This is a genomic window from Rhodococcus sovatensis (assembly GCF_037327425.1).
In the GTDB taxonomy this organism is placed as follows: domain Bacteria; phylum Actinomycetota; class Actinomycetes; order Mycobacteriales; family Mycobacteriaceae; genus Rhodococcoides; species Rhodococcoides sovatense.
Map to the genome: position 1 here is coordinate 1 of NZ_CP147846.1, position 14170 is coordinate 14170.

Consider the following 14170-nt stretch of genomic DNA (forward strand, 5'->3'; position numbering starts at 1 on the left):
CTAATGGCGTAAGGTTGGTCATGGTTGAGCTAGCAGCCGTTGTCGGAGGATTTTCCGCAGGTGTAGCTCGACAGCTAGAGGCCGTTGCTTTCGCCTCGGCAGTCTCTGTTTCACTCACCCGGACTCGGGATTCCTCCTAATCGATCAACGATGGGATGGCTATGACTGTTTCTCCGCACAATCTCGATGACGAAGGCACCACGAGGTCGAAGGCCAGGACCGAGAGTTCGGTAGCGGTTGCTGCTACCGGGGCGATCTTCACCTCGATCAGTACAGGCACCGACGCCGTTCTGGTCAGAGTGCACGGGGACATCGACATGCGCAGCGCGCCGATCCTGCGTGACTACGTCTGCGGCCGCGTCTCCGTAGGGGTTCGGCTGATTCTGGACCTCACGAATGTAGATTTCTTCGGCATCGCCGGGTTGACTGTGTTCACCGCACTCGATGAAACTGCCGAATCGGCCGGTACCACTTGGTGCCTGGTAGAGGGGCATGCAGTCCACCGCCTGCTGGAAGCTGCTTCGGTCGTGCCCAGCGTTCGACGCTTCAAGACGGTGGACAGCGCTCTGTAAGGTTCAGTTTCACCAGAACTACCGGGTGACCAGTTCCAACAAGGAACTGGTCACCCTTTTTCGTACCGCGCCGAGAACTCCCTGTTGACGCAACGCAGCTCGGGCCGCATTCATGCCGCCGGCTCCGTGCACCCCGCCTCCCGGGTGTGCTGACGAGCTTCCCAGAAACAGGCCTTCGACGGGCGTCTCGGGCCGTCCGAGACCGGGGGTAGGCCGGAAGATCAGCTGCTGGTGCAGCTGAGCTGTTCCGCCGTTGACGGCGCCGCCGTACAAGCTGGAGTTGGCCGCCGACAAGTCCGATGGACGCTGAACGACTTGGCCGACGATCGACGTGGCGAATCCCGGCGCATGCTCCTCGAGTACGTCGCCCACCCGTTCGGCGATGGTGTCCGCCGATGCGTCATCGACGATCCCGCGCGGCAAATGTGTGTACGCCCAAGCGCTTTCGGTTCCGTTGGGTGATCGTGTCGGGTCTGCCGTGGTCATCTGACCGAACAACATGAACGGACGCTTCGGCAGGACTCCGGTAGCCAGGTCGGTGGTCCACCGCAACAATCCGTCGTCGTCGGCCCCGAGGTGGACGGTGCCCACCTGGGACAGACTCTTCGAACACCACGGAATCGGCTGATCGAGAGCGTAATTCACTTTGACGACGGGAGTGTCCCACTCGAAGTTCGCGAGATCCCTGCGCATTCGCGGGGGAACGGCATCGGTGGGCAACAGGGTGTCGTACAGGATCGGTGCGGACACGTCGGCGATGATCGCCCGCCGTACTCGGACGGTGTCACCCGATGCGGTGTGTACCGATCGTGCTCGCCCATCCACGACATCGATTCGTGTGACTTCGCTGTCGCATCTGACTTCGGCTGTGCCTACACGGCGGACGAGGGCTGCAGTGAGCTCGCTCGACCCGCCTTCGGGAACCGGAAAACCGACGTCCTGAGCCATCATCGTCAGTAGATACCCCATCGCTCCGCTCACTGCAGCTTCGAGCGGGGCGTCGCCGTGCATTGCGTTTCCAAGCAGTAGGCATCGTGCGGCGGAGCTGCGGAAGGTCTCGTGCGCCATGACCCGCGCAGGTAGGGCCATGAATCGGGCGAATCGAAGGGTCTCGGCCGTCCCCAGCGTCCGGGCGAGCGACGCACCGGCGCGAACCGGTGGAAACGGGCCCAGAAACGCGTCGAGCAGCGGTTTCTTGATCCGAGTCCACTGTTCGAACAGTGCGATCCAGGCGTCACCGTCAGCCTTGTCGTATGCCGAAAGAGCTGCGGCGGTGGCTGCGACGTCGGCGTGCACTACCGGTGCGTCCTCGTCCGCGGAGAATCTGGGGTGACCGTACGCTGCGGGCGCGCGGCACCATCGCAGTCCGTGACGTTCGAGCTCGAGTGACTTCATCGCCGGCGATGCGGCACCGAGCGGATAGAAAGCGCTGAACAGGTCACTCGTATAACCGGGGACGAGTTCCGCGCTTCTCACCGCGCCTCCGGGCTCAGGCGCTGCCTCCAATACGACAACGTCCCACCCCGCATCGGCCAAGGCTGCAGCGGCGACGAGGCCGTTGTGCCCGGCTCCGATCACAACGGCGTCGACGGTGGTCGTACTCATGAAGGCGCCCTCCCCGGAAACGGTTGCGGTCTCGTGCTACCGAAAGACATTGTTCATGTTCCCGGTGTGTGCCCGAGTGGCGGGGTGACGAAACCTGGGGGTCAGCTCACCGCGATTTCACGAGAAGTATCTCGACCGGAATCTCGAGCAGCAGACGCTGGACCGTCTGACCCATCAGGAACTTGCCGACGGCGCTGCGGTGGCGTGATCCGATGACGACCAGCTCGGCGTCGACCTTGTCGACGAGCGTGAGGAGGGTGCTGGTTGCGTCGGGATCGGGGAGAGCAGCTTCCACACGGGCATCCGGTGCCAGAACGTGAACCGCGGTTTCGACGGCGGCGAGCTCCTGTGCCTGGGCGCGAGTGTCGGGTGAGCCCGACAGTGCATGGACGACAACGAGTTCGGCGCCGCGACTTTCCGCTTCGCGGATGCCGGCTTCGAGTGCGCTACGGCCCTCGTCGGACTGGTTGTGGATTACTACGACGGACATGATGTGCCTTTCGAAGTGGAGGTAGGGGTCAGCCGAACGGGATCTGCCCGAGGGCGACTCCGACGACCAGCATGGTGAGCGAGATGACTGCAGCGCGCCACAGGACTTTCTTGTGATGGTCGGCGAGTGAGACACCCGCGAGAGTGACCAGCAACAGGATTGCCGGAACCAGTGGGCTCTGCAGATGGAACGCCTGGCCGGTGATCGATGCACGCGCCATTTCGACGGGTTCGATGCCGTACTGCGCCGCAGTTTCGCTGAGCACCGGAAGAATTCCGAAGTAGAACGCATCGTTCGTCATGAAGAACGTGAAGGGGAGGGACAGTACGCCGGTGATGACGGCGAGGTACGGACCCATTCCCGACGGGATGACATTGAGAAGCCACTCGGCCATCGCTTCGACCATGCCGGTTCCCTGGAAGACACCGGTGAGAATTGCAGCAGCGAGAACCATAGCGACCACGGAAACGATCGACGAGGAATGCCGTGCGATAGCTTCGCCCTGCTCCTTGACCTTCGGGAAGTTCACCGCGAGTGCGATGGATGCGGCGATCATGAACAGTACCGGGATGGGGAGGATGTCCATGACGAGAACGACGAGCAAGACAACGGTCAGAGTTGCGTTGAACCACAGCAGCTTCGGCCGCAGCGTGTTCCGGTTGGGGTCGAGGCCGTCGATGAACTGGCCTGCGCTGCCGTCACCGCCGCCGGTGCCCGTGCCGCCATCGCGACCGGTGGTGGTGTCTGTCGACGCGCCCTGCTTCACCAGCTGGCGATCGTAGACGAGTGAACCGATGCGTCGTCGCTCCATGATGCCGAGGTGGACGGAGAATGCCAGCACGATGATCAAGCCGACGATGAGGGACGGCACCATCGGGATGAACACCTCGGAGGGCGAAATGCCGAGTGCGGATGCTGCACGCACTGTGGGGCCGCCCCACGGAATGATGTTCATCGTGCCGTTGGCCAATCCCGCAACGACTGTCAGGATGACCGGGCTCACACCGAGTTTCAGGTACAGCGGCAACATAGCCGAGGTCACGATGATGAACGTCGTCGATCCGTCACCATCGAGCGAAACGACCATCGCGAGCACTGCGGTGCCGACGACCAGCTTCATCGGATCGTTCTTGACGAGTTTGAGGATCCCCTTCACCAGCGGGTCGAACAACCCGACGTCGATCATGATGCCGAAGAAGATGATGGCGAAGAACAGTAGGGCCGCAGTTGGAGCGAGCGACTTGATGCCGTCGGTGATCATGTCACCGATGCCCAGGCCCGCGCCGGCCAACAGGCCGAACGCAACCGGGACCAATGTCAACGCCACGACTGGCGTCGCGCGTTTGGTCAGGATCAGATACATGAAGACGGCAACCATGAGGAAGCCCAGTATCACGAGCATGGGTGTACTCCTTCTATTCGAGCAGGGTGAAGCCGGGGGGAATCAGCTGTTGTTCGTGACGGGCAATGTCTCGTGCACGAATGCTGCTTGTTCGGTGAGGAATTCGGCGAACTCGGAGTCGGTCAGGACGGAGCTACGCCAACCGTTTCTGGTGAGAATGTCCTGCCAGGCGGCGGACGCATCCAGATCTCGGATGCGGTCGATCCACACGTCTGTTTCTTCCTGCGTCAAACCGGGCGGTACGAGGAGTCCTCGCCAGTTGGCGAAGACGACGTCCACCCCCGCTTCGCGGGCGGTCGGAGCGTCGATGACTTCGATGCGTTCTGCAGAGCTGATCGCAAGTGCACGAACGGTTCCCGCAGAAATCTGGTCCAGATATTCGCTGACACCGGTGGTGGCGACGTCGACCTCCCCTGTCAGCAAAGCGGGCAGGAGTTGGCCGCCGCCTTCAAACTGGCGGTACCTCGACGCGGAGGCGTCGACGCCGATGGCCCGGGCGAGCAGGATTCGGAAGAGTCCGTCGGCGCCGCCCTCGGCCGAACCTCCAGCAAAACTCAGTTCGGCCGGATTCGCCCGCCAGGCGGAAACCAGGTCGTCCATAGTTCGAATCGGCGAATTATCTGGAACAAGAACGACTTCCGGTTCTTCCAGAAGCTTTGCTACTGGGGTGACGTCGGCAATCGTACGATCCGATTCCGTAGTCTCGAGCGCACCGATCAGACCCAGACCCATGACCATCGCGAGATCGGGATCGCCGCTCTCGAGGGCCAACCGGCCGAGCCCGACGACGCCGCCGGAGCCGGGGAGAACCACGACGTCGAAATCGGTGTCGTCCGAAGCCAGTGCCTGCGTGAGGTTGCGGGCAGTGAGGTCGTAACCGCCACCCGCGTCGGACGGGACCACGAACCGGACGCGCTCGTTGCCTGCAGAACCCGCGAACACTGCAGGTTCCGACCCGCAGGCGCCCACCAGAACAGCGACCGACACGCACAGGGCGCTGGCTGCAGTTCGAACACTCATTGTGGGCACGTCGATAGTCAACAACACTTTGTGATTGCGGTCACCCTTGCGGCCACAGTTTCATTTGTGTCCATTGTGCTCACACGGATTCTTGGTCGGTCGTGGGCGGGGGGACGTAGGGTCGTTCCGTGCGTAGAACGACGCTGGCTGCCCAGCTGCTGAGGTTGCAGCTGCTCATCGTCGTCGTAGTGCTCGTCGCCATCGGTGGCCTGTCGCTCGCACAATCGTCCTCGACGTTCGAGCGTGACGCAGGTCGACGAGCGCAATCTGCCGCCGAGACACTGGCCGCCAATCCCGTCGTCCGCCAGTTGCTGCCGTCGGCGCAGCCCCGCATCAGGACCGGGCTGCAGAGCGCCGTCGAATCCGTCCGAGCGGTCTCCGGGCTGGACTACGCACAGTTGGCGGGTGTCGATGGCGTCGTCGTGCTGTCCACTGTTCCCGAACAAGTCGGATCCGCTGTGGGGTCGCCGGCAGGCGCGTCGTGGGTTGGGCTGACCGAAACGCCGCTCGGCAGGGCAGTCGAGGCGCACGTGCCGGTTCTGGACGATTCGGGCACGCTGGTTGGAACTGCCATCGTCGGAGATCGCTATCCGTCGGCGTTGGATCGCTTCCTTCAGGCGGCGCCCAATCTGATCGTCTATCTCGCGGTTGCGTCGGTGCTCGGCGGAGTGGGGTCGGTGCTGCTCGCGCGTCGAGTGAAGCGACAGACTCTGGGCATGGAGGCCAGTGAGATCCTCGATCTGGTCGGGCAACGCGAGGCCATGCTGCGCGGTCTCAAGGAAGGCGTCATTGCACTCGATCCGCACGGCCGGGTGCTGCTGATGAGTGAGAGTGCGCACGACTTGTTGCATATCGACTACGGCAGCAAAGGAATGACTGTCGACGAGCTCGGGCTGACCGACCGGTTACGCGATGTGCTGCTCGGTACCGTGGCCACCGCCGACGAGATCGTGCTGGTCGGGGATCGAGTGCTGGTGTTGAACACGGTTCCGATCGTGTCGAAGGGAAAGGCAGTCGGAACGGTCACCACGTTCCGAGATCGTACCGAGCTCACCGACATAGAGGAGGAGCTGGGGGTGACGAAGACGAGCTCGACAGCGCTCCGTGAACATATCCACGAATTCGACAATCAGTTGCACACCATCTCCGGGCTCGTCCAACTCCACGAGTACGACGAAGTTGTTCGTTACGTAGAGGGATTGACGGCGAGGCGTGAGGATGCCACGTCGGCCGTGACCGACTCCGTCGGCGATGTCGGTGTCGCGGCGCTGCTCATTGCGAAGATCGGTGCTGCTGCGCATCGTTCGGTGTCGATCGAGATCGTCGACGGTTCGGCGCTCGGCCATCATGGGGGGGCGTTGTCGCGTGATCTGTGCACCGTCCTGGGCAATCTCGTCGACAACGCTGTCACCGCCTGCGACGGTCGAGTACGTATCTCGTTGCAGGAGAACGACGGTGAGATAACCGTCGCGGTATTCGACGACGGTCCCGGTGTCGCGGCGTCGGATGTGGAACGGATCTTCGAACAGGGCTGGAGCACACGAGGGTCCGCGAGCACCGGTCATGGATTCGGGCTTGCACTCGTACGGTTGGCGTGTCGACGCCGCGGCGGCGACGTATCGGTCGGGTCGGAACTACTCTCGGGCGCCGACTGGACGGTGTTTCGAGCGGTGATGAAGGAGCAGCAGTGATACGCGTTCTCGTCGTCGACGACGACTTCATGGTTGCAAAGGTGCATTCCGGGTTCGTAGGCAAGGCAGAAGGTTTCGAGGTGTGCGGGGTCGCGCACACTCCCCAGGCTGCGATCGAGGCAGTGACGACGATGCGACCGGATCTGGTCCTGCTCGACGTCCACCTTCCGGGCATGAGCGGGCTCGACCTCATCGGAAAGTTCCGTGACGAAGTACCCGACGTCGACATTCTCGTCATCACCAGTGAACGAGAAGTGGCGTCTGTGCAGAAGGCGCTGCGGAGCGGTGTCGTGCACTACCTGATCAAACCGTTCAAATTCGCTGTCCTGAACGCGAGGCTGGAACAGTATCGGACGACACGGTTGTCGCTGAGTGTCATCGACGAGGCCGAGCAAGCAGCGGTCGACAAGGCTTTCGGCGTCGCCGGGGCGGCGGCAGATCTTCCCAAAGGACTCAGTCGCGTGACGCTCGATCTCGTCGAGGCGAAGCTACGCGAGCTCGAGGGTCCTGTGTCTGCCACCGAAATGTCGGAGCGGTCGGGGATCTCACGATCCAGCGCGCGCCGATACCTGGAATATCTTGCAAGCATCAGCAGGGTGGACGTGTCGCTGGACTACGGGAGCGTCGGACGGCCAGAGAGGCTCTACCGGCGACGGTGATCTACTGGACCGCGCGCCGCACGATCGCGGCGATCCGCTTTTCTGTTGCTTCGTCGAGTTCGGTGAGGAACCAGCCCGACGGCATGAGCTTGTCGGATGCATCTTCTCCTACAGCGACATTGGCCTTCTCGGAAAGCCCGAAAGCGATGTATTTCTCGGCGATGAAGTGGCACAGGATCGGACCTTTGCCCTTCGCGTAGCCAGGCATTCCATAGAAGAGCCTCGGCTGCAGTTCCGGAGCAGCCTCCAGAATCACCTCGTGGAGCCGCTTGCCGACTGCGTTGTATGGCTCGGGGTAGGAGGCGATCTTCTCGACCACCGCTGCTGCCGGGTCTTTGGTGGGCTTCTTCTCTGCCATCTTTATCGGGGCTTTCTTGGTGATTTGGGTATCTCGGGACGAGCCATTTGTCCGTTTTATTGTGCCGACGCTGTCAAGCTCCGGACTCTTTATTCGTGGTCCGGTTTGTGTCGGTGGGGTCCGATATCCTCGAACGTATGTTCGATACAGGGAATGCGGCGGGTACCTCCACCAGCCACAACACCGCGATAAATCCGTCGGTGGATGCGGCGGTCAGTGATGCCTGTGTAGCCGGATTGTCGGTGTTCGCTGCCCGCTGCCGATCGAGGGAGAACCGTTCCCGCGCACAGATGGTGGAAACAGTGTGCGAGATCGCCGAAATCCGGTTCGCCGACGCCGAGGACCGCGACGGCGATGCGTTGACGGTGATGCGGTCCGTGGTCTGCGAAGTAGCGGCAGCACTCGGGGTCTCCCAACGCGTCGCGCGTCCACTCGTCGATGTCGGATTGACCCTGAACAGGCTGCCACTGACAGCGCTACGGATGGTCTGCGGAGTCCTCGACTGGGCACGAGTGACCGCGATCGCATCGGTACTCGGCAAAGCCTGCAATGACACCATCGACGCCCTCGAATTCGAGGCCCTCGCGCTCGCCGAGACGGTCGGTCCGCGGATCCTGCGGCTGATGCTGTGGCAGATGTGGATGGACTACGACCCACAAGAAGCCTCCAGGGTGCGCTCGGCATCGGTGAAGGGGCAACGCGGACTGTCGGTCACCCAGGAAGGAGACGGATCTTCACAGCTCAAGGTCACCATGACCGACGTCGAAGGCGCCGAAGCGGAAGCGTTGATCGAAGAACTGGTCGGATCGGTCTGCGCTCAGGACCCGCGGTCGGCACGGGAATTACGCGTCGATGCACTGCTGGCGTTGCTGCACGGCGAGCACGCTCTGCAGTGCCGCTGCGATCGCGGTGAGCAGTGTCCGCAGTACGGGGTCGCTGATCTCCCCGACGGCCGCCGGGGGCATCTGATCCAGATCCTGATCGAAGTCGAAACGTTGCTCGGGTTGAGCCAGACTCCCGCAGTCCTCGCCGACGGAACACCACTGGATCCGGAGTTGGCGCGGATGCTCGCCGAAGACGGAAAATGGCAAGCCCTACTGGTGGAACTGACCCAATCCGAGGCCTTCCACAACGCCCGCCGAACACAGTCGCCCGGGGATGCGAATACAACACCGGGCACCGACACCGACAGCGACGAGCCAGACGACAACGATGAACCGGACAACGGTGAACCGGACGACGAAGATCCGGACGACGACAGTGGCGGCCCGCGGGGTGGCGGTGGTCCAGACGATGACGGTGGCGGCCCGGACGACGATGGCCCGCAGGGTGGCGGTGGTCCAGACGATGACGGTGGCGGCCCGGACGACGATGGCCCGCAGGGTGGCGGTGGCCCGGACGATGACGGTGGCAGCCCGGACGATGACGGCGCCCCGGACGACGGTGATCCTGACGACGGTGGCCCCCACACGGGGAGCGGGTCGGGCACCGGTCCGGCCCGAAAGACGAACTCCGCGAACGACACCACCACACCGCCCGAGAAACCCAAACCCGATACGGCGAGCGGGCCCGACCCGGAAGCTGCAGCCGGGCCGACCAGCCGCGGCGCCCGAGTATGGCGACTACTCTTCCGCGGCCGCATCAGACCCGCCGCCACCGTCCCGGCGCACCGACCCACCACCACCAAACAACACCACCGCGGCCACCGCACCGGCAGAGCCGCCGGCACCGGCAGGACCCCCGGAGGCCACTACGCACGCGCACAACTGATCACCGCACTCCTGACCGCGATCACCGACAACCCCGCCCTCGCCGCCGGATCCCACCCCGACGGACACGGCGGCCACACCAGCCCACCCCCAGGAGCACTGACCTACCGACCCAGCTCCGAACTCGCCGCCCGCATCCGCATGACCTACAGCACCTGCACCCACCCCGGCTGCGACATCCCCTCCACCCGCTGCCAACTCGACCACATCGTCCCCTACAACCACACCGACCCCCGACACGGCGGCTGGAGCATCGAAGAAAACCTCCACCCCGTCTGCACCGGCCACCACCAACTCAAAACCACCAAAACCTTCACCGCCGCCATGCTCACCGGCGGCGCGATCCTCTGGACCAGCCCCGCCGGCCTCCGCACGATCACCCTCCCCAACCTCGGCTGCCCCACACCACCCCGCACCCGAAAACGAGCCCGAAAAAACACCACACCCGACACAACCACCCCCGACCTCACCACCGCCACCTGGTGGGAAACCAACATGCCCCCACACACCACCCCACCCACCCGCACCGACCTCAACACCGCCCACACCGACACCGCCCGCACCCGAATCCGCATACTCCGCCGACACTTCCGACAACACAAACACATCCACAAACTCCGCACACAACACGAAAAAGCCAACGAACCCCCACCCTTCTAGCAGAGAGAGGGAGACAGCAGATTTCAGTGCTCGACGTCAGGGGTCGAGCATTGAATCCTGTCAATTTCGGCACGTACCGCGGCATGCTGGAAATCGCGCAGTGCTGCGGTGACCGCAACGCGAGAGGCGACTTCCTGGAACAAGTCGAGCGTGTACTCCAGCGCGATCCGGCTCTCGGCTAGACCGAATGCGGCCCAGCACTTTTCGAGGCGTTGCTGAATGTCGGTGTCCATCCACTGGCGCATCCTGGTGCCGAGGTATCGAACGTCGTGCGCGTCGCCGTGCCGGAGAGAGTGGTCACACTCGATCATCCGCAGCAGCTCTGCCTTCAAGTCGTTGTCGCGTACTTTGACCGACCACGGTTCTTGTCGGACAATCGCTTTGGCGACCATGAGGGCAGCCGCATAGGCCCAGTTCACACATTCGTCGAACATCGCTTGATCGGGTGTCTCCGGCGGTCGCCGAACGAGCTGCAAACCGGCGGCTTCGTCGTCCTTGTCGAGCAAGATGGTGAAGGGACGATCGTAGGTGCCACGTTCGTCTAGAGCGTGTCTCTTAAATTGGGTCCGTTTTCGTTTTCATCGCCGGGCGGTGGTTGTGGTTGCGGGAGTGCAGAACTGCCGCGCACAGGACAACGCCCCCGAGGAATGTCATGGCGTACTTGTCATATCGAGTGGCCACACCACGCCACTGTTTGAGCCGCCCGAAGCCACGCTCGACGGTGTTGCGGTGCTTGTACATCGTCGGATCGAAACCCGGTGGACGACCACCGGCGGACCCCTTGTCGGCCCGTCGCTGCTTCTGGTCGCTGCGCTCGGGAATGGTGTGTTTGATCTTGCGGCGACGCAGTTCGGTGCGGGTACTGGGATGGGTGTACGCCTTGTCGGCGAGCAATCGGTAGTCCTGGTCCCCACCGGCAGCTCGGTGGGCATCGAGCAACGGCACCAACTGTGGATTGTCCCCGGCTTGCCCACCGGTCAGCAGCATCGTCACCGGCGAGCACGTCAGGTCGGTCAGTGCATGGATCTTCGTGGTGAATCCTCCGCGAGATCGACCCAACGCGTGGTCAGCGGGTTCGTCGACGGATTTCTTGTAATTCGACAAGGCCCCCTGTGAGAGTGTCGGCTCGCGCACCGGCCGCATGCTGATGCGCCCGGACGCTGGTCGAGTCGATCGAGAGCACCGCCCCGATATCGCCGTCGAGTTCTTCCGGGTCGAGACCGAACACCTCGGCCACCGCGGCAAGCATCTCGTCGTAGGTGCCATCGAAGGACCATCGGTGGTGGCGTTTCCACACCGTCTGCCACGGACCGAAGTCCTCCGGCAGATCTCGCCACGGACACCCGGTACGGAATCGGTATGCGATGCCCTCCAGAATTCGCCGGTGCTCGGCGAACCGCCGCCCACGTTTTCCCACGTCGGTGGGTATCACTGGCTCGACGATCTCCCAGAACTCGTCACTGATCACTCCCACGCGCGTCATCGAAATATCATCGCTGACAGCACCTCTCAAATTTGGGAGACACGCTCTAGGAAACCGACGAGCGTGAAGTCGATCTTTCCTCCGACGTAGTAGACGAGCCTGGTCGGTTGGTCGTCACCGTTCGTGAGACGCTCGACTGCGAGCACCTCCCCGAGCGAGTTCCACCAGGAATCGTCTTGTTCCAAAGGTGCGGTGCGAAGTACGTGCAACTCGATGTCGCGATCCGACAACTCGTGAAGGGCGCCCGAGGCAGCCGATCCCGTCAGAACGACGGTCCTCACATTTGGATCCTTCGCTGCCCACGTCACGATCCGTTCGAGTACTGCCCGATAGTCCACGGAGTCATGATGCGCTGCTGAACGGACCGAGTCCACAGACCGGGCTGACGGGTATCCCGGTTGGCGGACGGCGCTGCGATACGTCGGCTCCAAGAGATCGGTCTCAGAGGTCTGCGACATTTGCGTCGCTGCTGATAGTCTCCTATTCCATGCGAGACGGGAATAGCCCAGGCAAGGTGGACGTGTACGACTCCTTGGCTACCGTGGTCAAGGCGCTCGGGCACGGCAAGCGGTTGGAGTTGATCGAACTTCTCGCGCAGGGCGAGCATTCGGTGGATGCGTTGGCCAGGTTGTCGGATACCGCTCTGACCACCATCTCGGCGCATCTGCAGACGCTCAAGCATGCTGGTCTGGTCAAGACCCGTCGTGAGCGCACAACGGTCCACTACTCGCTCGCCGGTGACGACGTAGCGCAGTTGTACATCGCGTTCAAGCGAGTAGGCCTGCTTCGCTCACCGGTCCTGCGGGACGTCCTCGACAAGTATCTGTCGGGCCACGATGCGGTCGACGGTGGACCGACGATCGACGCGACGGCGGTCACCACGGACATGACGGTCATCGACGTACGACCGGTGGATGAATATGACACCGCCCACTTCCCGAACGCGGTGTCGATTCCGTTGTCCGAACTGCCCGAGCGGTATCGCGAGATCCCTACCGGCGCTCACGTCGTCGTCTACTGTCGCGGTGAATTCTGTCGACTGGCCCGTGAGGCCGCCCAATGGCTACGGGACAACGGATTCGACGCCAAGGCCATGGACGAGGGCGTCATCGAATGGCGATCGAGCAAGGTAGTGAACCTCGATGTCAGCGCCTGACGCAACCAGCGAAGCGGCCCGCATAGCCGGTGACGACGCCGCGCGCCGCACCGTGCAACGGCGAGTATTGACCGTCGTCGTGTTCAGCCAAATCCTTGGCGGTGCAGGACTTGCCGCCGGTATCACCGTCGGTGCACTGCTGGCGCAGGACATGCTCGGCACCGACAGCCTCGCGGGTCTGCCAGCCGGACTGTTCACCCTCGGCTCGGCCCTTGCAGCGTTCCTGGTCGGACGAGTCTCGCAAGCACACGGACGTAGGATCGGGCTGGCCGCTGGATTTGCGTTCGGTGGAGTCGGCGCGGTAGGCGTCGTCGCCTCCGCCGTCCTCGACAACGTGCTGCTGCTGTTCATCGCCCTGTTCGTCTATGGAGCCGGAACGGCCACGAACCTGCAAGCACGCTACGCCGGTACCGACCTAGCCCTGCCCACTCAACGCGGCACGGCAATCAGCATCGCCATGGTCTCGACCACCCTGGGAGCAGTAGCCGGTCCGAACCTCGTCGAACCACTTGGCGTTCTCGCCACAACCGTCGGCGTCCCCGCGTTGGCCGGGCCTTTCCTCCTGGCAGCAGTGGTCTACCTCGCCGCAGGTGCCGTCCTGTTCGCGTTCTTGCGACCCGATCCGCTGCTCATTGCTCGCCACCTACCCCGCCCAACACCCGATGACCCCGTCACGCGCAGCAACACGTCCGGGGTCAGCGACGAGGCGGGTCGAAAGCCGATCCCGCCACGCGACACCGGAGTCGCCGTCGGCGCCACCGTCATGGTGCTGACTCAAATCGCGATGATCGCAATCATGACCATGACACCGGTGCACATGCGCGCGCACGGCCACGGCCTCGGCGAGGTGGGCCTGGTCATCGGAATACACGTCGGGGCAATGTATCTGCCGTCTCTGATCACTGGCCGACTCGTCGATACAGTTGGCCGCGTACCGATGGCCATCGCATCAGGAGTGACACTGCTCGGGGCAGGAGTAACCGCCGCCCTCGCCCCCGCCGATTCTCTCGGACTGTTGATCCTCGCTCTTGCCCTCCTCGGGCTGGGGTGGAACTTCGGACTGATCGCCGGCACAGCGCTCGTCGTCGACGCCACAGAACCCGAATCACGCGCGAAAGTTCAAGGATCGGTCGACGTACTGATCGCCCTGGCCGGAGCAGGAGGCGGCGCGCTGTCCGGAGTCGTCGTCGCGGGCACCAGCTACGCGACACTGTCCCTGGCGGGCGGCGTCCTGTCACTGGTGCTGATCCCCGTCGTACTCTATGCACGTCGAATCCACTGACGCACGTCGAATTCACTGACGCA

Annotated in this window: 12 protein-coding genes and 2 pseudogenes; 6 read left to right on the top strand and 8 right to left on the bottom strand. The window is 63.2% G+C overall.

Features of this window, described 5'->3' with window-relative positions:
* Positions 1-161 precede the first annotated feature (161 nt).
* Complete coding sequence (locus WDS16_RS00005) at positions 162-572, top strand: STAS domain-containing protein (RefSeq protein WP_338889549.1); 411 nt, start codon at positions 162-164, stop codon at positions 570-572.
* Positions 573-590: 18 nt separating this feature from the next.
* Here WDS16_RS00005 and WDS16_RS00010 read toward each other — a convergent pair whose 3' ends face one another.
* From WDS16_RS00010 to WDS16_RS00025, 4 genes are all read right to left on the bottom strand, one after another.
* Complete coding sequence (locus WDS16_RS00010; protein ID WP_338889550.1) at positions 591-2177, bottom strand: NAD(P)/FAD-dependent oxidoreductase; 1587 nt, start codon at positions 2175-2177, stop codon at positions 591-593.
* A gap of 106 nt (positions 2178-2283) precedes the next feature.
* Entirely contained in the window at positions 2284-2667 is a 384-nt protein-coding gene (locus WDS16_RS00015; RefSeq protein WP_338889551.1) for a universal stress protein, read from the bottom strand.
* 28 nt (positions 2668-2695) lie between these two features.
* On the bottom strand, positions 2696-4069 hold the full coding sequence (locus WDS16_RS00020) for a citrate:proton symporter (protein WP_338889552.1): 1374 nt from the start codon (positions 4067-4069) through the stop codon (positions 2696-2698).
* Positions 4070-4111: 42 nt separating this feature from the next.
* Complete coding sequence (locus WDS16_RS00025; protein ID WP_338889553.1) at positions 4112-5089, bottom strand: Bug family tripartite tricarboxylate transporter substrate binding protein; 978 nt, start codon at positions 5087-5089, stop codon at positions 4112-4114.
* A gap of 128 nt (positions 5090-5217) precedes the next feature.
* Here WDS16_RS00025 and WDS16_RS00030 point away from each other — a divergent pair, with 128 nt between their 5' ends.
* The gene (locus WDS16_RS00030) at positions 5218-6780 is read left to right on the top strand and encodes a sensor histidine kinase (protein WP_338889555.1); all 1563 of its coding nucleotides are present in this window, start codon (positions 5218-5220) and stop codon (positions 6778-6780) included.
* Positions 6777-7439: a response regulator gene (locus WDS16_RS00035; protein WP_338889558.1), complete on the top strand. Its 663-nt coding sequence runs from the start codon at positions 6777-6779 to the stop codon at positions 7437-7439. Before WDS16_RS00030 ends, WDS16_RS00035 begins: the two co-directional genes overlap by 4 nt.
* Before the next feature lies 1 nt (position 7440).
* Here the strand turns inward: WDS16_RS00035 and WDS16_RS00040 are convergent, their stop codons facing one another.
* Complete coding sequence (locus tag WDS16_RS00040) at positions 7441-7797, bottom strand: DUF1801 domain-containing protein (RefSeq protein ID WP_338889559.1); 357 nt, start codon at positions 7795-7797, stop codon at positions 7441-7443.
* A 137-nt stretch (positions 7798-7934) separates the two neighbouring features.
* Between WDS16_RS00040 and WDS16_RS00045 the strand changes: the two genes are divergently transcribed.
* Complete coding sequence (locus WDS16_RS00045; RefSeq protein ID WP_338889560.1) at positions 7935-10226, top strand: DUF222 domain-containing protein; 2292 nt, start codon at positions 7935-7937, stop codon at positions 10224-10226.
* A 23-nt stretch (positions 10227-10249) separates the two neighbouring features.
* Here WDS16_RS00045 and WDS16_RS00050 read toward each other — a convergent pair.
* The 3 genes and pseudogenes from WDS16_RS00050 to WDS16_RS00060 form a co-directional block, all read right to left on the bottom strand.
* Positions 10250-10759 (bottom strand): annotated as a pseudogene (locus WDS16_RS00050) (aminoglycoside 6-adenylyltransferase); the annotation flags it as partial.
* Positions 10760-10781: 22 nt separating this feature from the next.
* Positions 10782-11709 (bottom strand): annotated as a pseudogene (locus WDS16_RS00055) (IS5 family transposase).
* 26 nt (positions 11710-11735) lie between these two features.
* Complete coding sequence (locus WDS16_RS00060) at positions 11736-12047, bottom strand: aminoglycoside 6-adenylyltransferase (RefSeq protein WP_338889562.1); 312 nt, start codon at positions 12045-12047, stop codon at positions 11736-11738.
* A 149-nt stretch (positions 12048-12196) separates the two neighbouring features.
* On the opposite strand from WDS16_RS00060, the gene WDS16_RS00065 reads away from it, so the two are divergent.
* Both WDS16_RS00065 and WDS16_RS00070 read left to right on the top strand, forming a co-directional pair.
* Positions 12197-12865 (top strand): metalloregulator ArsR/SmtB family transcription factor, encoded by a 669-nt coding sequence (locus WDS16_RS00065; RefSeq protein ID WP_338889563.1) that lies wholly within the window; start codon positions 12197-12199, stop codon positions 12863-12865.
* Positions 12852-14147: an MFS transporter gene (locus WDS16_RS00070; RefSeq protein WP_338889564.1), complete on the top strand. Its 1296-nt coding sequence runs from the start codon at positions 12852-12854 to the stop codon at positions 14145-14147. The genes WDS16_RS00065 and WDS16_RS00070 overlap by 14 nt, the downstream gene beginning before the upstream one ends.
* Positions 14148-14170: the final 23 nt, after the last annotated feature.